Source organism: Ruegeria sp. BE1, assembly GCF_056538885.1.
Genome location: NZ_JBQFTY010000003.1, coordinates 152,589 through 169,872, shown reverse-complemented (window position 1 = coordinate 169,872; position 17,284 = coordinate 152,589). Strand labels below are relative to the sequence as shown.

The 17,284-nt window shown below is 59.7% G+C and carries 18 protein-coding genes and 1 riboswitch; of the genes, 8 read left to right on the top strand and 10 right to left on the bottom strand.

All coding sequences use genetic code 11. The features are described from left to right. The gene (locus tag ACR0J5_RS10965; RefSeq protein WP_480653225.1) at nt 1-939 is read right to left on the bottom strand and encodes an NAD-dependent epimerase/dehydratase family protein; all 939 of its coding nucleotides are present in this window, start codon (nt 937-939) and stop codon (nt 1-3) included. 35 nt (nt 940-974) lie between these two features. Beyond that, nucleotides 975-1,505: a dTDP-4-dehydrorhamnose 3,5-epimerase gene (rfbC, locus tag ACR0J5_RS10960; RefSeq protein WP_480653223.1), complete on the bottom strand. Its 531-nt coding sequence runs from the start codon at nt 1,503-1,505 to the stop codon at nt 975-977. Nucleotides 1,506-1,784: 279 nt separating this feature from the next. Between rfbC and ACR0J5_RS10955 the strand changes: the two genes are divergently transcribed. After that, a complete protein-coding gene (locus ACR0J5_RS10955; RefSeq protein WP_480653221.1) occupies nt 1,785-2,930 on the top strand; it encodes a glycosyltransferase in 1,146 nt (381 codons plus the stop codon). An 11-nt stretch (nt 2,931-2,941) separates the two neighbouring features. On the opposite strand, the gene ACR0J5_RS10950 is transcribed toward ACR0J5_RS10955, so the two are convergent. From ACR0J5_RS10950 to ACR0J5_RS10940, 3 genes are all read right to left on the bottom strand, one after another. Further along, complete coding sequence (locus ACR0J5_RS10950; protein WP_480653219.1) at nt 2,942-3,397, bottom strand: hypothetical protein; 456 nt, start codon at nt 3,395-3,397, stop codon at nt 2,942-2,944. After that, complete coding sequence (locus ACR0J5_RS10945; protein WP_480653217.1) at nt 3,394-4,851, bottom strand: GMC oxidoreductase; 1,458 nt, start codon at nt 4,849-4,851, stop codon at nt 3,394-3,396. The genes ACR0J5_RS10950 and ACR0J5_RS10945 overlap by 4 nt, the downstream gene beginning before the upstream one ends. A gap of 72 nt (nt 4,852-4,923) precedes the next feature. Continuing rightward, the gene (locus tag ACR0J5_RS10940; RefSeq protein WP_480653215.1) at nt 4,924-5,712 is read right to left on the bottom strand and encodes a DUF3299 domain-containing protein; all 789 of its coding nucleotides are present in this window, start codon (nt 5,710-5,712) and stop codon (nt 4,924-4,926) included. Between the two features lie 101 nt (nt 5,713-5,813). Continuing rightward, nucleotides 5,814-6,013: riboswitch (cobalamin riboswitch) on the top strand. 101 nt (nt 6,014-6,114) lie between these two features. Here ACR0J5_RS10940 and ACR0J5_RS10935 point away from each other — a divergent pair. Genes ACR0J5_RS10935 through ACR0J5_RS10920 form a run of 4 tightly spaced genes read left to right on the top strand, consistent with a single transcriptional unit; the run spans nt 6,115 to nt 9,234 of the window. Next, the gene (locus tag ACR0J5_RS10935; protein WP_480653213.1) at nt 6,115-6,471 is read left to right on the top strand and encodes a DUF1636 family protein; all 357 of its coding nucleotides are present in this window, start codon (nt 6,115-6,117) and stop codon (nt 6,469-6,471) included. After that, nucleotides 6,468-7,253 (top strand): ABC transporter ATP-binding protein, encoded by a 786-nt coding sequence (locus ACR0J5_RS10930; protein WP_480653211.1) that lies wholly within the window; start codon nt 6,468-6,470, stop codon nt 7,251-7,253. Before ACR0J5_RS10935 ends, ACR0J5_RS10930 begins: the two co-directional genes overlap by 4 nt. A gap of 18 nt (nt 7,254-7,271) precedes the next feature. Then, nucleotides 7,272-8,219, top strand: a complete 948-nt coding sequence (locus tag ACR0J5_RS10925) for an ABC transporter substrate-binding protein (RefSeq protein ID WP_480653209.1) — start codon at nt 7,272-7,274, stop codon at nt 8,217-8,219. A gap of 1 nt (nt 8,220) precedes the next feature. Next, entirely contained in the window at nt 8,221-9,234 is a 1,014-nt protein-coding gene (locus ACR0J5_RS10920) for a FecCD family ABC transporter permease (protein ID WP_480653207.1), read from the top strand. 32 nt (nt 9,235-9,266) lie between these two features. Here the strand turns inward: ACR0J5_RS10920 and ACR0J5_RS10915 are convergent, their stop codons facing one another. The 4 genes from ACR0J5_RS10915 to ACR0J5_RS10900 form a co-directional block, all read right to left on the bottom strand. Then, on the bottom strand, nt 9,267-9,758 hold the full coding sequence (locus ACR0J5_RS10915; protein ID WP_480653205.1) for a ferritin: 492 nt from the start codon (nt 9,756-9,758) through the stop codon (nt 9,267-9,269). A 273-nt stretch (nt 9,759-10,031) separates the two neighbouring features. Beyond that, nucleotides 10,032-11,054, bottom strand: coding sequence for an aspartate-semialdehyde dehydrogenase (locus ACR0J5_RS10910; RefSeq protein WP_480653203.1), 1,023 nt, complete (start codon nt 11,052-11,054; stop codon nt 10,032-10,034). A 112-nt stretch (nt 11,055-11,166) separates the two neighbouring features. Continuing rightward, entirely contained in the window at nt 11,167-12,204 is a 1,038-nt protein-coding gene (locus tag ACR0J5_RS10905) for a glycosyltransferase family 4 protein (protein ID WP_480653201.1), read from the bottom strand. 18 nt (nt 12,205-12,222) lie between these two features. Beyond that, complete coding sequence (locus ACR0J5_RS10900) at nt 12,223-13,395, bottom strand: MFS transporter (RefSeq protein WP_480653199.1); 1,173 nt, start codon at nt 13,393-13,395, stop codon at nt 12,223-12,225. A gap of 141 nt (nt 13,396-13,536) precedes the next feature. Here ACR0J5_RS10900 and ACR0J5_RS10895 point away from each other — a divergent pair, with 141 nt between their 5' ends. The 3 genes from ACR0J5_RS10895 (at nt 13,537) to ACR0J5_RS10885 (ending at nt 16,069) form a co-directional block, all read left to right on the top strand. After that, nucleotides 13,537-14,679, top strand: a complete 1,143-nt coding sequence (locus tag ACR0J5_RS10895; RefSeq protein ID WP_480653197.1) for a DUF3095 domain-containing protein — start codon at nt 13,537-13,539, stop codon at nt 14,677-14,679. A gap of 145 nt (nt 14,680-14,824) precedes the next feature. After that, the gene (gene hpaR / locus ACR0J5_RS10890; RefSeq protein WP_480653195.1) at nt 14,825-15,259 is read left to right on the top strand and encodes a homoprotocatechuate degradation operon regulator HpaR; all 435 of its coding nucleotides are present in this window, start codon (nt 14,825-14,827) and stop codon (nt 15,257-15,259) included. Nucleotides 15,260-15,370: 111 nt separating this feature from the next. Then, entirely contained in the window at nt 15,371-16,069 is a 699-nt protein-coding gene (locus ACR0J5_RS10885; RefSeq protein ID WP_480653193.1) for a fumarylacetoacetate hydrolase family protein, read from the top strand. A gap of 3 nt (nt 16,070-16,072) precedes the next feature. Here the strand turns inward: ACR0J5_RS10885 and ACR0J5_RS10880 are convergent, their stop codons facing one another. Then, the gene (locus tag ACR0J5_RS10880) at nt 16,073-17,281 is read right to left on the bottom strand and encodes a winged helix-turn-helix domain-containing protein (RefSeq protein ID WP_480653191.1); all 1,209 of its coding nucleotides are present in this window, start codon (nt 17,279-17,281) and stop codon (nt 16,073-16,075) included. Between the last annotated feature and the right edge of the window lie 3 nt (nt 17,282-17,284).

The following is a 17,284-nucleotide window of genomic DNA, read 5'->3' as shown; positions in this document are numbered from 1 at the left end:
TCAACGTTCTCTTGCTAACTCGCGGCGCCACCAGGCGATGGTGTCCGCAATACCGGTTTTCAATGTGTATCTCGGGCTCCAACCCAATTCGTCGTGCAGGCGGGTGGTGTCCGCTTCGACCAGCGGCGGATCACCGGGGCGGGCCTCGCGCGCGCCCAGACGGATCAGGTCTTCTGCCTTGGTCTGGCGGCCGATCTCGTGGATCAGATCGGCCAGCGGGATTGCCGCGCCACTGCCGATATTGACCGCGCCGGTCAGGTCACTGAACATCAGGGCCGTCATCGCGGTGGCGACATCCCCCACATGCAGGAAATCGCGTTTTTGCTTGCCATGAGTGCAGAGCGCCTCTTGCCCCTGCAAAAGGGCGCGGATGACATCTGCGGCCAGCCGGTTCGGGTTTTCCCCCGGACCATAGAGAAAAAAGGGCCGCGCCCAGGCCCCCGACAGATCCAACGCCTTGCACATGGGGCCAAAGGCCGTGAACATGGCCGCCTTGGCCCCGCCATATTCGGTGGCCGGGTTCAAAGGGGTCTGCCCTTCGCGCAGCTTGTCCGACCCGGACCAGTCATATTCCATACAGGACCCGCAAAAGGTCACCCGTTTGCCGCCCGCTTCCGCAAAGGCAAACATCAGATCGATCGAATGCTGCAACCAGCGAAAATTCTCAAGCGATTGCTGGTTGTCGGGCCCCATGTACCAGGCCAGAGCCATCAGATGGCTGGGACGGTGCAGATGGATAATGGCCCCAACATCCGAGGCATTGGTCACATCAACCCGAACCCAATGCACATCGCCATAGATTTTCGGAGGCGGGTCACAGCGATATGTCGCAACCACCCGGTGCCCATTGCGCGCCAGCACCGTCACGATTGCGCGACCGATGAACCCACCGCCCCCGGTCACCATCACTGTTGTCTTTTCTTCCTTTGTATTTGTCATGGGACAGCCGTCTTTCCTTGGAATCGCGACAGGGCCTAGGGATGAAGCAGGGGCCAGTTCGCGTCTTTTTCAGAAACAATCGTTACAGGTTTGGGCCATTGTATACTTAAGGCAGGATCATCGTATCGAATCCCCCGCTCGACCCCCGGGGTGTAAAATGCGCTGGCGGAATAGTACGCCTGCGCGCCATCGCTCAGCGCCAGATAGCCATGCGCAAACATCTCGGGCACATAGAGCGCGCGCCTGTTTTCGGCCGACAGCTCAATCCCGAAATGCTGCAAATAGGTCGCGCTGTCGGGGCGCATATCCACGATCACATCGTAAATCGCGCCGGTGATACAGCGCATGAACTTGGCCTCATGCGCCGGGGCCTGCTGGTAATGCAATCCGCGCAGCGTGCCTTTTTTCTCGTTAAACGAAAGGTTTATCTGGGCGATTGCCGGTTTCAGCCCGTGTTTTTCAAACTCATCTGCGCAGAAGGCACGGGCAAAAAATCCACGATCATCCGAGATTTCCTGCAGGTCGACCACATAGGCCCCCGGCAGATGTGTTTCTGTGAAAATCATTAAAATAAACCGCCTTTGTCGACCGCAACCATTTAACCACACGCAGGCCCCCGATCACAAATCACGCCACGGTGCAGCGAAACGAAAGATGCGCTGCGCCCGTATTGGCATCTAAGGGCAATACCAAAAACTAATCAGACAATCGGCTTGGTTTCCACGGTTTTCGACCCGTCCCGCAGGAATCCCCTAGGTGCTGGCGCAGAACCGTGCGTAATTTGTTAAAAAGCCGGCACCGCACATGTGTATTTCGCGGTGATTTATTTGTTTGAGGATATGCATGTGACCGCATCTGCCCCGCCTGAACGTAGCGTTTTGATGTTTTCGCAGCGCAATCTGAATGACAACGTATCGCGGTGTTCGGGGTTCGAATTCGAAGACGTCATTGCCGAGATTGAAACGGCCGAGATTTGCGCGCCACGGCAAAACGGCACTCTGCCCTTCAATCCGAAACGGTGGCTGTCACGGCGCAGCGATTTGTTTCAATACTGGCCTTCGGGGGTGCAGAAATCGCCTCTGACCCGGAATTTTGATCTGTTCTTTTGTAACGCGCAAAAGCCGCTGGAACTGTTGGCGCTGGATGCGGTGCCGGACTGGCGCGCGCGCTGCGGTCTTGCGGTCTGTGTGCTGGAAGAGGTCTGGACCAGCAGCATCGATCAACACCTGCCGCTGATCCGGTCCCTGTCCAAATTTGACCTGATCGCCAGCGCCTTTGCAGAATCCTGCGAAGCGTTGCGCCGGATCACTGGAAAACCTGTCATTCACCTGCCCGGTGCTGCGGATATGGTGCGGTTCGCCCCACGCAACCTGTATGTGGATCGGCCCATTGACCTGTATTGCATGGGTCGCAGGCGCCCCGAATTGCATGATCGCCTGTTGAAGATAATCGCAGATCGGCAGGGGTTTTATCTGTACGATTCTGCCACCAAGCCGCCCACAACGGCGCAGCACAAGGTGCATCGCGACCTGTTGGCCAATCTGGTTCAGCATTCCAAGCTTTTCATGGTGGATATCGCCAAGATCGGCCATGACGACCAGAAAAAAGGCAACATCGCATGGGGCCCGCGCCATGTCGAAGGTCTTGCCGGCGGGGCCATCCAAGTGGGCTATGCCCCCGAGACCGAGGATTACACGCGCTATTTCGACTGGCCCGAGTCAGTTCTGCGCCTGCCGGAAGACCCCGATCGCGCCGTCGAAAGGATCGTCTCAATCCTGGATGATCCGGCGGAACAAGATCGTATGCGTCGGATCAACCTGCAAAACGCGTTGCAGAAACACGATTGGCTGCACCGGTGGGCCGACATTCTGGGCCATCTGAACCTGCCCGAAACGGCAGCCATGACAGATCGGCGGCAAGCCCTGGCGCAAATTGCGCAACGGTTGTCAGACAAACAGCCAGCCCAGCCGGATGAAAGAACCCCGGCCTGAAACAACGCCGACTACCCGGCGCTGGCGACAGAATCGGCCCAGACCAACCCAAGATAGGACAGTTGGTTGCTGCAACTGTTTTCCACCGGGTGGAAAATTCCCACGAACTCCAGTTCGATCCCCAATTCATGTGCAAGCACAACATTGGTCGAGGTCGCGAATTTCTGCACAATAGAGCGGCTCATTTTCTTGGTCTCATCAGCAATATAAGGCAGCGACCCGGCTCGGAGGTTGAAGACAGTGTTGACCGCCTGACCTGATAGACCTTTGGCGATCACAAAAGCCTCATAGGCCGTGCAAAACTCCTGCGCGGCGGGGTGGGCTGCGATTTCGGCCCCGTAGACACGCGCGATGACCTCCGAAGCATGGGCTGCAACGCCGCCCGGTCGCAGGGCAAACGCCAGCCCGCCCGCGCTTGCCGCCAGACACACACCCCCCAACAATACGCTGCGTCTCGACAGTTTCATCGCACCACCCCGGCTGCGCGCAGCGACAATGCCGACAGGGTCAGGGTCGGGTTGGCCGGTGAGCAGGTCGGAAACGCCCCGGCGCCCAGCGCAAAGACGTTCGGGGCCTCGTGCAGGCGCAGATAGTCATCCACCACCCCCTCGGCGGGGTCCGTACTGATCCGATGCGTGCCCTGAATATGCGCCTGCGAAGGCTGGATGCGCCCGGCGCTCATTTTATCCAGCGCATCGGGGATTATGTCGGGCAACCCATCCAGCGCGCGTTGCAGGCCGCGGAAAGCATAAGAGTGGTGGCCCGTCCATTCGATCACCGGCGCGTCACCTTCCAGCAGAACGCGGTTTTCAGCGACGGGCAGATCCTCGGCCACAAGGGTCAGGACCAGACGGTTGGTCCATTTACCCGGTTCCTCACGGATATTGGCGGGCGCGTTCGAGCTTTCGATCAGCACTGCCGCCGCCTCGGAGCGGTCGATACCGTGATAAAAGTGATAGCCGTGGCTCGTCTCGGACGTTCCGCCAAAATAGTTTTTCAGCGTAGCCGTATCGATCACAACGGTTTGCGAGGCCTCTTCGTTCAGATACCGGCCCAGCGCCGGAGACGTCACACCGGACCGCAACAGAATTGCCGCGTTGAAAATGGCATTGGCCCCCAGCCCAAAGACACTGGCCTGAACCTGGATGTCCTTACCATCCGGGCCGCGCAGCACCCCATGGGTGGCCTGCCCACCCTGAAGGACAATCTCTCGGAACTCGGTCTCAAGCACATAATGGGCGCGGGGATGCGCAAGATGCTCAAACCCGTTGAGGATCGTGAATTTTGCATCGATGGGGCAAATGCCGCAGACGCCATTTGCACAACATGTCGGGCGCGTCCCCCCGTTTGCCCGCGCGGTCGGAAGCGGCACCCACGCATTGCTATGGGCCTGCAGCACCTGATCGGCGCGCGATAGTATGTGGTGAGGATGCGGAAAGGGTTTGTCGCGCGGCAGAATATGGTCAGACCCGCCGCCTGCGATCTCCATCAGGGTTTCGGCACGTTCATAATACGGGACCATGTCCTCATACCCAAAGGGCCAGTCCATCCCGACACCAAACCGGCTGCGCAAACGGAAATCATCAGGATGGAACCGAGGCGTATCCCCCCACCAAAAATTCGAGTTTCCGCCAAAAGTGATAAAGCTCAGCCAGTCCTTGCGCAAACCGGATGTGTTGCGCTGTGTGATCGGCTCGCCCGGTCGCCAGCCATCGCGCAGCTGCGCATCATGGGGGCGCATGCCGCCTTGTTCGACGATCAGCACATCCAGATCGGGCGGTAAACCATGCGCAAAGAACATTGCCGCAAAGCTGCTGCCAACGATCACAACATCCCAATGCCGGGACGCAACCTGTGCAAGGTCAATGCGTTTCATCTGTTCAACCACGGCCTCGGGCGAGGCGCGAACCACGTTACTCATACACGAAAAAGATGTCTCAGGGTAACGGCGCGCGGGGCTTTGTCAAATAAACAAAACGCTGGGACGCAACCCTTAGTCCGCAGTTTGCGCGCCACCACTTTTGCGCCGGTTTGCCTTGCGGAAGTGATCCTTGGTGCTTTGGGTCCAGTTCAACTGCTCCTCCTGCACGGTCAGGGTTTCGACGTGATCGGACTCCAGCAGGAACGTCGCGCGCATGGGCATGATCCCGTCAACAACCATCACGTTTTGCGCGGACGGATCAATGCTGAGCGTTCCGGTCAACCGAACGGGCTGATGGACATGGCTGGGCGTCCAGTCGACATTCAACCGGACCCGGATCATCTGATTGGGCAGCGGCGCGGGCAGATGACTGCACATCCCGCTTTGCGGCACCAGATAGACGACACTCTGCCCATCTGCATCCGGCGGCGCAGGGATGGCAAACCCCATCAGCGTGACGGTCTGGCCATCAAGATCGGGATTGCCCGCAGATCCTGCATGATCCCGGCGCTGCGTGACCGCCTGCACCTGATCCAGCAGCCAATCCACATCAATTTCATCGGCGGTCAGGGCGGCCTCGGTTTCTGTTAAAAGCATCTGCCATTTCCGGCGCTCTTCGTCGCTGCCTGCACCCTGTTGCAACCTGCCCCGCAGGCGCAGGGCAAAGATGACATCATCGAACTGTTCGGGCGTGAGGGCGCGAAACGGGTCCTCGTAATTCTGGGCAGCGGGATCTGGCAGTTCAGACCAATCCAACACCTGGCCCGATGCGGCCGCAGTGCCGAACCAGCCCAGGGCCAACAAGGCCAGAATGTGAACCCAATTGCGCATGTCCCGACTGTACCGATCAGACGGGATCATTCCAGCCTCTTTCCGCGGGCACGCGCAGAGTTTATCTGCGCCCGCCCACTCCGGAAACTGTCAAACTGAGAACTTTATCATTGACCCATCGCAGGAACTGGGGCAGTCCATCTGACGATGGTTCCCCGCAAGGGGAAGAGAAAGGGAATACGGTGCGGTTTGCCATCTGGCACCAAATCCGTAACTGCCCCCGCAACTGTAAGCGGTGAGCAATGCCAAATATCCACTGGCCCGGCGGCTGGGAAGGATGGCAAAGCCACGACCCGCAAGTCAGGAGACCTGCCATCATATGTTCAACCAACCCGGGGCGGGGCGTCCTGGAAGGAGGCTATGATGACACGACTGGCGCGTGTTTCGACGATCGATACACTCTGTGGCCGCTGTTGACGGGCGGGCCTGAGGATGTCGGAAAAATCTGATCATGTCATTCTGATCTGCACGACCTGCAAAGGTGAACTGAGCGCAGAGGCCATTCAAACAGCGCTTGCAGATAAGCTGCCTGTGGGGTTTGCGGTGCGCACCGTGGACTGTATGGCAGGCTGTGCCCGGCCAATAACGGTTGGGTTTCAGGCGGTGGGCAAGGCGCAATACCTGTTCGGCGACATCCGCACGCAGCGCGACATCGACGCGCTGGCCACCTTTGCCCATCAATACCAGCAAAGCGTTGATGGCTGGACCAGCGCAACGGACCGGCCTCGGGCGCTTTATACCAAGACGCTGTCCCGCATGCCGCGACTGGAGTTTGGAGGGCGACCATGACTCACCCTCCCTTTTTGGTTGCTGAAGACCTGGAGTATTACGCCCTGAACGGGGATGTCCTGCTTCAGGGCGTCTCGTTCGAATTGGACAAAGGGGCAATTCTGGCCATTGCGGGGCCCAATGGGGCAGGCAAGACAACGCTGCTGAACCTGCTATGCGGTGCGGCTGATCTGGTTCTGGGCGATGTGCGCGTCGGCGGGCGCAGCCTGAAACAGATGTCGGCCACCGAACGCGCCCGCATGATCGCCGTTGTCAGCCAGCAGGAATACCCCGACGGACGGCTGGAACTGCGCGACTATGTGGCCCTTGGCCAGATCCCGATCCGGGCCGACCGGTCTGCGGCTGAACACGCGGCTGAACTGGACCGGATACTCGACCTGACCCATCTTGGCGCTCTGGCGGGCAAGCGCATGGCGCAACTGTCCGGGGGTGAGCGTCAGCGGGCGCATATCGCCCGCGCGCTGGCCCAGAATCCGTCCCTGCTGTTTCTGGACGAACCCACCAACCATCTGGACCCGGACGCCAAGGGACGGATGCTGTCGCTGGTGGCCGAGCTGGGGATCACGGTGGTGATGATCGTCCACGATCTGGTCATGATCCCCGAATTTGCGTCCCATGTGGCGCTGATGAAATCCACACGCCTGACTAGTTTCGGAACCGTCGCCGAGGTGCTGACCGCAGATAAGGTCCGCGACACGTTTGGCGTGGATTACCTGTGCTTTCAGCACGAAGGCCGGATGATCCCGGCGCTGGATATCCGAAGAACACCCATTTCAACTTAACCCAAGGAACTATTCTATATGAAACATCTCTGGTCTGCGGCTATGGTGGCTGCCATTGCGGGCGGTGCCTCGGCACATGAGGTCACGGTCGACAATTGCGGCGAACCGCTGGTCTTTGAAACCCAGCCCGAGCGTCTGGTCGTGCATGACATGAACATGACCGACATGGCCTTTGCGCTGGGTCTGCAGGACAAGATCGTGGGCCTGACCGGCATCACCGGCTGGTACAAAACCAGCCCCGAGTTTGACACTCTGCGCGGTGACATCCCTGAGCTGGCCCCGAAATACCCGACCGTTGAAAACCTGGTCGCGGTAGAGCCCGATCTGTTCTTTGCCGGTTGGTACTACGGCATGAAGCCGGGCGGTGACGTGACCCCCGACACGCTTGCACCCTTTGACATCAAGACCATGATCCTGACGGAAAGCTGCGTGCATCTGGACAAGGACCGCCCCGAGGCCAGCATGGACCTGCTGTTTGACGACGTTCTGCGTCTGGGCACCGTCATGCATGTCGAAGACAAGGCCGAGGCGCTGGTCGCTGGCTGGAAAGAGGAACTGGCCGCGATTCAATCGCAAACCGCCGATGTCGCCAAACCCCGCGTTTTCCTGCTGGACGGCCCGGCAGATGCGCCCTTTACCGCTGGCAAATTCGCCATCCCCGACGCGATGATTGCAGCTGCGGGTGGTGAGAATGTCACCCATGACATGGACACCAGCTGGGGCCGCACCTCGTGGGAGGCCGTGGCCGCCGCGAACCCGGAATTCCTGGTGCTGCTGGACTATCAGACCGGCAATGGCGCGGCGGATACGTTCAAGTTCCTGCAGGAACATCCGGTGATGTCGCAGACTGACGCGGTCAAGAACGAACGCTGGATCGGCCTGCGGTACGAGGAACTGACCCCCGGACCGGCAAATATCGAGGCGATCTCGAAAATGGCCAAGGCAATGCACCCGGGCCTCAACTGATATGACCCGATTGGGCGTTATGCTCGTGCTGGGGGCGGTCATTCTGGCCGCCCTCTTGCTGATTTCCACGGTCTACGGCACCACGCCCATCCCCGCCTCGGATGCGTTGCAGGCGGTCTTGCTGGGCACCGGCCTGACGGATGGGGATATGTCCCCGCTGCATCGCATCGTCTTTGACCTGCGCCTGCCCCGCGCCCTGTTCGCGGCGGTCATCGGCGCCGGGTTGGGCATTGTCGGCGTCGTCCTGCAAACCACCACGCGCAACGATCTGGCTGACCCGTTTCTGTTTGGCCTGTCCTCAGGCGCGGCGGCGGGGGCGGTGTTCGTGATCACTGTGACCGGAGACATACTGGGGTTCTGGACCTTACCGCTGGCGGCGTTTTGCGGCGGGCTTGTGGCCTCTGGGATCGTGCTGGCGCTGGTGCATGGCTTGCGCACAAGCGCGCCTGAAAAGCTGATTCTGGCCGGGCTGGCGGTGTCTTTTCTGTTCTCGGCCATCACCAATTACCTGATCTTCGCAGGCGACAGCCGCGCCGCGCATTCGGTGATTTTCTGGATGCTGGGCGGTCTGGGCCTGGCCCGGTGGGAGACGTTTCCCCTGGTCTGCGCCGGTCTGGTCCTGATCCTGTCCTATTCGCTGTACCGCAACCGCTGGCTGGATGCGCTGTTGACCGGGGATCTGACCGCTTCGACCCTGGGTGTCCCGGTGCAGGGGTTGCGGTTCAGCATGTTCTTTGCCGCAGCACTGGCCACGGCTGTTTTCGTTTCCGTCGCGGGTGTGATCGGCTTTGTGGGCCTGATGGTGCCGCATATCGCACGCGGCATTGCGGGGCCGCTGCACAAACGCCTGCTGCCCACGGCCGCCATCGTGGGCGCGGCGCTGCTGACAGGGTCCGACATCCTCAGCCGGTTGCTTCTGGCCCCGCAGGAACTGCCCGTCGGGATCGTGACAACATCCATCGGGTCCGTGTTCGTCTTTTTGCTTCTGTTCCGCACCGCCAGAGCGCGCAAATAGCGCTCTGACACCATTCCAGCGCGCTTTGCGATCTAAACTGCCGCGTCCCCTCCGGCCATCGACGCCGAAATCTCGGCGACCTCCTTGTCAATGTAATAGAGGGCGTGCGGACCGTCGCCGATCAGGTTGATACGATCAATGATACCCTGAAAGGTCTTGATCTCTTCGCGCTGTTCCATGACGAACCATTGCAGGAACTCAAAGGTGCTGTGGTCATCAGTGGCCTGCGCCGCCTTGACGGCGGAATTGATGCCGTCCGTCACTTTTTTTTCGTGGTCCAGAATAATCTGGAACAATTCCTGAACCGAATTCGTCTCGACCTTGGGTTCCGGCAGCTCTTTGAATTGGATCGGCCATTCGCAATCCACCAGATAGTTGAGCATCTTCTTCATATGCGTCAGCTCTTCATCCGCATGGGCCAGCAACAGCTCGGCGCAGCCATCCAGATGGCGTTCCACGCACCAGGCACCAGCCTGCCAATAGAGATGCGCCGCTCTCAGCTCACCATTCATCAGATCATTCATGATAGTCGCCGTGGACAGGTGTGACATAAGAGAGTTCCTTTTTCAGAAATGAGTTGGCGTGCCGATCACTGTCTTTGGCGAAATCCGGGTCCTTGAAACGCGGCCCGAGCAAGCTTTTGATGCGTTTTCGGTTTTGGCTATTATGCAAGTATCAATTAAATTTAATGTGTTTTCTCTGATCCCTGTCAACATCCGGGTTGTGGCACGTAAATCCGCGCAAAGAAAAAGGGCCACCTTACAGGCGGCCCTTGGTCATGATGCGGTGGCTGATCTTCAGCCTTTTTTCAGAACCTCACGGCCCAGCAATTCGGCGATCTGCACCGCGTTCAGGGCGGCACCTTTACGCAGGTTGTCGGACACGCACCACAGGTTCAGACCGTTCTCGATGGTCGAATCCTGACGGATACGGCTGATGAAGGTGGCGAAATCGCCCGCGCATTCGATGGGCGAGACGTAGCCACCAGCCTCACGCTTGTCGATCACCATGATGCCCGGTGCTTCGCGCAGGATGTCGCGGGCTTCGTCTTCGTCCAGGAATTCCTCGAACTCGATGTTCACGGCCTCGGAATGGCCAACGAAAACGGGAACGCGGACGCAGGTGGCTGTGACCTTGATCGACGGATCGACGATCTTTTTGGTCTCGACCACCATCTTCCACTCTTCCTTGGTCGATCCGTCTTCCATGAAGACGTCGATCTGCGGGATGACGTTGAAAGCGATCTGCTTTTGGAATTTCTTCGGCTCAACCTCAGTCGTGGGGTTGTAGATCGCTTTGGTCTGATCCCAAAGCTCATCCATGCCGTCTTTGCCGGCACCCGAAACCGACTGATAGGTCGAGACAACCACGCGCTTGATCCGCGCGCGGTCATGCAGCGGTTTCAGCGCCACAACCATCTGCGCGGTCGAGCAGTTGGGGTTGGCGATGATATTCTTGTTCTTGTAGTCGTGAATCGCTTGCGGGTTACACTCCGGCACGATCAGCGGAATGTCCGGGTCATAGCGATAGAGCGAGCTGTTATCGATCACCACACAACCCGCCGCAGCCGCCTTGGGCGCGTAGACCTTGGTCGCGTCCGAGCCGATGGCAAACAGCGCCATGTCCCAGCCGGTGAAGTCAAAGGTGTCGATGTCCTGGGTCGTCAGTGTCTTGTCGCCAAAGCTTACCTCGGTTCCCAGCGAACGACGGCTTGCCAGCACGGCAAGTTCATCAACGGGGAACTGGCGTTCCGCCAGGATGTTCAGCATTTCGCGGCCCACGTTACCCGTGGCGCCGGCGACAACGACGCGATAGCCCATTTCATGTCTCCAAAGTTAAGGACGCGCGTTCTTAGCTGCGTTGCCGCAAAGAAAAAAGAGCAAACGCACCATAATCCGACCTATGACGGCGATTTGAGGCGTTTCAGCGTTCCTAGCCCTGTGCCAACAGGGACCGATAGACCTTTACGATCTCTTCCGCCTCGCCTTCGATTCGGAAATTCTGTTCCACATGCTTGCGGGCGGCGACCCCTGCGGCGCGCAAATGGTCTGGGTCACTCAGCATATCGCGCAGGGCACCGGCCAGCGCATCCGCGTTGTCTTTTTCCACCAGACGTCCCGTTTCGCCATCCCTGATCTGCGCACTGAAGGCCCCGACGCCGTGGCACGCAATGGCCGGAACGCCCGAGGCCATCGCCTCAAGCGGGGTCAGGCCGAACCCTTCGTGGCGGGCGGGGGCCACGAACAGGTCCAGCGCGCGGTAGGTTTGCACGATCTCATCCCAGGGGCGTTCCCCCAGAAACCGCACGCGATCAGACAGCCCAGCCTGTTTCAGCTTGGCCTCCTGTTCGCGCTGAAACCCCTCAAATTCACTGGTTGCGTTGCCGGTAAAGATGATCTGCGCATCGGGGAAATCGGGCAGCACCTGAAGGGCGGCATCCACCAGCAGATCGACGCCTTTCTGGGGCCGAATGCGGCCAAAACACCCGATCAGCGTACCGGACGGCAGACCCAACTGCGCACGCAGGGCGGCTTTGTCCTGTGCGGGGTGGAAAATCTGCGTGTCCACCCCGTGCATGATCACCGTCGCGGGGTGCTGCAGGAACGAGGCCGCCTGCGGTGTCGTTGCAATCAGCGCGTCCATTTTTGAGATCAGGCTTTTGGTAAATCCCGAATGATCGCGCTGCGCGGCTGAGGTGAACAGCAGCTTGTAATTACGCCGGAACACAGCGCGCAGCACCAGCCCCATAAGCATCTCAGTATTGCGCCGCGCATGCCACACAATCGGGGTCTTGTTGGGCAAAAACAGAGTCTTCCAAAGGCGAATATGCGGAATATCCTCCGGCAGCCCCGGCCCCGTGGCGCGGATATTGATCATCTTTGCCTGAATGGGCAGCAGCCGCAGAACGGTTGTCGTTACACCTGACAGGCTGTGTTTGAGGTTCGGCGCCAGAACTTCGATCTCTGCCATTGCGCTCTCCTGTCGGGGTCAGTCGGTACTGTCGCGACTGAACAGATAGATGATGCAGCCAATCGCGAGGGTGACGGCAAAAAAGCCGAATATCGCTGTGTAGGGCGCGGTCGGGCTGATGTCCACCGTGGCGGCATGGACCCGGCCGGTGACAAACTGCGCCAGCCCCACACCGCCAATGCCAAACAGGTTCAACAGCGTCACCCCCCGCCCCACCAGATGCGGGGGCACGAAGGCCCGGCCATGGGCCATGATGACCGGAAAGCTGGCCCCCAGAAATCCGATCAGAGAAATCAGCACGATCGACAGCCAAACCGCGTTGTCGATGAACAGGCACAGCACCGCCAGCGCCGCAGCGCCCAGCGCATTGCCGCCGAAAATCACCCATTTCCGCGTGCCCAGCAGCCGGTCAAGTGGGCCATAGACAAAAGTCCCGGCAATCATCGCCGCCCCCATGATCAGCGTGGCCGTCCCGATCTGAGTTGTACTGAGGCTGAACATATCGCTGAGGTACGGCCCGGCCCACAATCCGCGCGTGGCGGCCGAGGGCGCATAGGCCACCAGCATCAGCGGCAGGATCGTCCACAGGGCGGGCTCTTTCAGCAGGTCCAGAACGGACCCGCGATGTTCGGTCTCGACGCGTTTGGGATCATGAACCGTGGCCCAGATACCCAGCGCGATGACGGCGGAAAACAGCGCCAGAACCCACATGGTCGCGCGCCATCCCATCAGCTCAACGGCCAGCGCCGTGGGATAGGAGGCCACCAGATTGCCCACAGACCCGACGCCCAGCATCACCGCAGCCAGGGTCGCGAACCGCGCGGGCGGGTATTCGCGCGCAAAGATATAGTAAGACGCCATCAGAACCGGCGAACAGCCAACGCCGATCAGCCCCATGGCCAGTGCGATATGAAACGGCGTGCTCGCCACGGCAAACAGGGCGGCACCGCCTGCCCCTCCGACCAGCAGCAGCGCGGCGGAGGTTGCGCGCGGGCCAACCCGGTCCAGAGCCCATCCCACTGGCAGTTGCATCGCGGCAAAGACCAGAAACCAAAGGCCCGACGCAAAGGCCAGATCCTCGGGCGTCGCGCCGATGTCACGCTCAAGATCCAGGCTGAGCACGGCCAAAAACGCGCGAAAAAACTGGCTGAGCACATAGCCCAGGCACAAGACCACCAAACCTGCCTTCATGAACGGTCCCCTTTTCCGCCGCCGCGCAGGAATGCTTGGCACGCCGAGGTGTTCCACACAAGCGTGTGTGCTATACTGTTTTTAGCGGACAGAGTTCACATCTGGTCTATTTACTGTGTTACCCATCACCCCGAGGTGCCGATGAAAGACGCCCAGGCCGCCTTTTATGACAGCCTTCCGCTGCAGCGGGACTTTACCTTGCTTGCGCAACCGACGCGGTTCGCTGCCGTGCCGGATGACTGGGCCGTGGGTGTGGCCGATATTGTCGACTCGACCGGTGAGATCGCGCGCGGGCGCTACAAAACCGTGAATATGGTGGGCGCTGCGGTCATCTCAGCCATGATCAACGCATTGAAAGGGCAGGAATTTCCTTATGTCTTCGGCGGTGACGGTGCCGGATTTGCCGTGCCTGCCAGTGCAGTGGACACCGCGCGCACCGTTCTGGCCGATCTGCGGCAATGGGCCGGGCAGGAATTTACCATCAACCTGCGCGCAGCCTTGGTGCCGGTATCGGAAATCCGGCTAGCCGGTCGCGACTTGCGCGTGGCCCGCTATGCGCCCTCGGACGGGGTGGATTACGCGATGTTTGCGGGCGGTGGTCTGGTCTGGGCCGAAACGCAGATGAAGGCCGGTGCTTTTGAGGTTCCCGCCGCCGAGCCCGGCGCATTGCCCGATCTGATGGGCCTGTCCTGTCGCTGGTCCAACAGCAAGGCCCGCCATGGCCAGATCGTGTCTTTGGTGGTGCAACCCACCGCAAAAGCCACCGAAAGCGACTTTGCCGATCTGGCGCAATCGGTCCTGTCCGCCTCGGACGGGTTGGAACGGTCCGGCCACCCGGTGCCAGAAAATGGCCCGCCCATAAGCTGGCCGCCCCCCGACGTCGATCTGGACGCCCGCGTGTCGCGGGCCGGGCGCAGCCTGCTGGGCCAAAAGCTAAAGCTGCTGGGGCAAAATCTGCTGATTGCGGTACTGTTCAAAACCGAAAGGCAACTGGGTAATTTCGACCCTAAACACTACAAAAACGCCGTGAGCCGCAATGCCGATTTTCGCAAGTTCGACGATGGGTTGAAGATGACGCTGGATTGCGACCCAGCCACATTGGCCCAGATCGAGATTATGCTGGAACAGGCGCGCGGGCAAGGAAAGATACGCTATGGTCTGCACGCGCAGGATGAGGCGATGATGACCTGTTTTGTACCCTCTGCCATGCGAGACGATCACGTGCATTTCGTCGATGGGGCCTCGGGCGGATACGCGCAGGCCGCTGCCGCGATGCGGGGTTAGGGTTTTTCGACGCACGGCCATTTGGGCCCGGACTGGCAGCGCTAACAGCGACCAGTTAGAGTCTAACATATTACAAAACCGTCAAAAAACCGCGAGATACGGGCAGAACCATTGCAGCGGCAACGGTTTTCAGCGACACTTTCTTATGACCAATGAAGCACCATTGACGTCACGCTCACTGCCCATTGCCTTGCTTCGGGCGCGGGAACGGGTCATGGGTCCTATTCGCAAAATGCTGGCTGATGTGGACATCACCGAACAGCAATGGCGCGTCATGCGCGTACTGGACGAAGAAGGGCCGCAGGAGCCGACACATCTGGCTGAACAAGCCTGTCTGCTGCTGCCCAGCCTCACCCGTATCCTGCAAAAGCTGGAAGCCAAAGGGCTGGTCGTCAGGCAAACGCATCCTTGCGACAAGCGCCGGCAAATTGTTGATATCACAGCGAAAGGCAAGCAGATCGTTCGGGATAACATCCAGGTCACCGTCCAATTGGCCGAGGACCTGCGCGCCAAACTTGGGCCCGAACGCCATGAGGCCCTGCTGGATCTGCTGAACGACCTGCGCGATCTTGAGACGTGACAGAACCCTGCGATCCTGACCGGTAACGCGGGCGCATATCGTATGGAACATGCTTGCCCCCTTGGGCTGCGCCGCTACGATGCGCGCAGGCTGACACCAAAGGGGGCCGCCATGCCTGATCGTCTGTTTTCTCTTCCCGAGCCGCTTGAGATTCCGGTGCACGGAAAGGATTTGGTCTACCCGGTCGGGCGGATTTTCTGCGTTGGGCGCAATTATGCGGCCCATGCCGCCGAAATGGGGCATGAGGTCGACCGCGAAGCGCCGTTTTACTTCACCAAGTCCGCCGCCAATGCCGTTCTGACCGGCGCAACCCTTCCCTATCCGCCGGGCACCGAGAATTATCACCACGAAATGGAACTGGCTGTCGCCATTGGCGCACCGATCTTTCATGGAACCGCAGCGCAGGCCCAGCAGGCCGTCTATGGATATGGCTGCGCACTGGACATGACCCGTCGCGATCTGCAAATCCGCGAGCGGAACAAGCAGCGCCCCTGGGATCTGGGCAAGGATCTTGAGGGCGGGGCCGTCTTTGCCCCGCTGACACCAGCCACCGACTGGGCGCCACAGGACACAACCCGCATTCATCTGAGCGTAAATGGCGACACCCGGCAGGACGCCACGCTGAGTGAGCTGATCTGGAAAATCGATGAGATCATCAGCCACCTGTCCGGCTATTACCATCTGCGCCCCGGCGACCTGATCCTGACCGGTACCCCGGCAGGCGTCGGCCCCACACAAGCTGGCGATGTGATCGAAGGCGCGATCGATGGGCTGGAGCCCGTAAAACTTAGCCTCACAGCGCCGGAATAGACCCTAAATATGGTCTTTCATCCAGTCCGATACAAATTGTACATCGTCCAACCCGGCAAACCGACGGACCCTGTCCAATTCGGATTGCAACCGTTTGGTGCGTGCAGGTGACCAGCGAATGGAACGTTCCGGCCACAGCGCGTTGACCTCCAGCACCCCTCGATCACGACGGGCCTTCATGTCGATCCGGCCAATCAGCTTGTCACCTTCGAGCAAGGGAAAGACATAATAGCCATAGATACGCTTAGCTGCGGGCACAAAGACCTCAATCCGATAGTGAAAGCCAAACAAACGCTCGGCCCGGTTTCGGTCGCGCAGCATGGGATCAAACGGGCTGAGGACACGAATACGACCCGTTGATTGCGGCAGGTCAGTCTCGCTCAGGTCCGGGCGGGCAAAAAGCTTCCGTGTGCGCCCATCGGCACAGGTAACCTCGATCTCTTCCAGTTTTCCCTGTTTTAGAGCCTTTTCACACCAGTCTTTCGCCTCCGCCGCCTCGACGGTGTCCCAAAAGGCTGCCAATTCACCTGAGGTCGCGAACCCCAACCGATCCAGCGCCGCATGACACAGCCAATCCACGGTCTGCTCGGCATCACAGCTCATGTTGCCGGGGCAAAGATGCGTTTCAATCACCCGCTCAGTCAGGTCATAGCGTTTCTGAAACCCGCTGCGGCCCACAACCGTCAACGCCCCGGACCGCCACAGAAACTCAAGCGCTGTCTTGGACGGGTGCCAATCCCACCATCCCCCCGACCCTTTCTTTTCATCCTTTCCTACATCCGAGGAAGAGACCGGCCCGTGATCGCGAATATGCTGCAAAACGTCTGAAAACCGCTGCTCGAACCCGTCCCTGCGCCAGTTCTTCCAGCGGGATTTCAGCAGTTCAGCATCGCGTTGAAACCGCAGGTGCCAATGCGGATAGAACGCCATCGGGATCATGGCCGCATCATGCGTCCAATGTTCGAACAGGGCTTGGTCACGCTCATACAGATGTTTGAGGTTGTCGGGCCGATACGAGGGTCGGCGCGAGAACAGGATCATATCGTGGGCACGGGCCACAGTGTTGATGCTGTCGAGCTGTACAAAACCCAGCCGGTGGATCAAATCCAGCAGATCAGCCCCTTTGGACCCGCCAGAGGGCGGCTCGGCCAACGCGTGACGATCCATAAAGATGCCACGGGCTGTCTTGTTGTCCAGCCGCCTCAGCGCCACGGA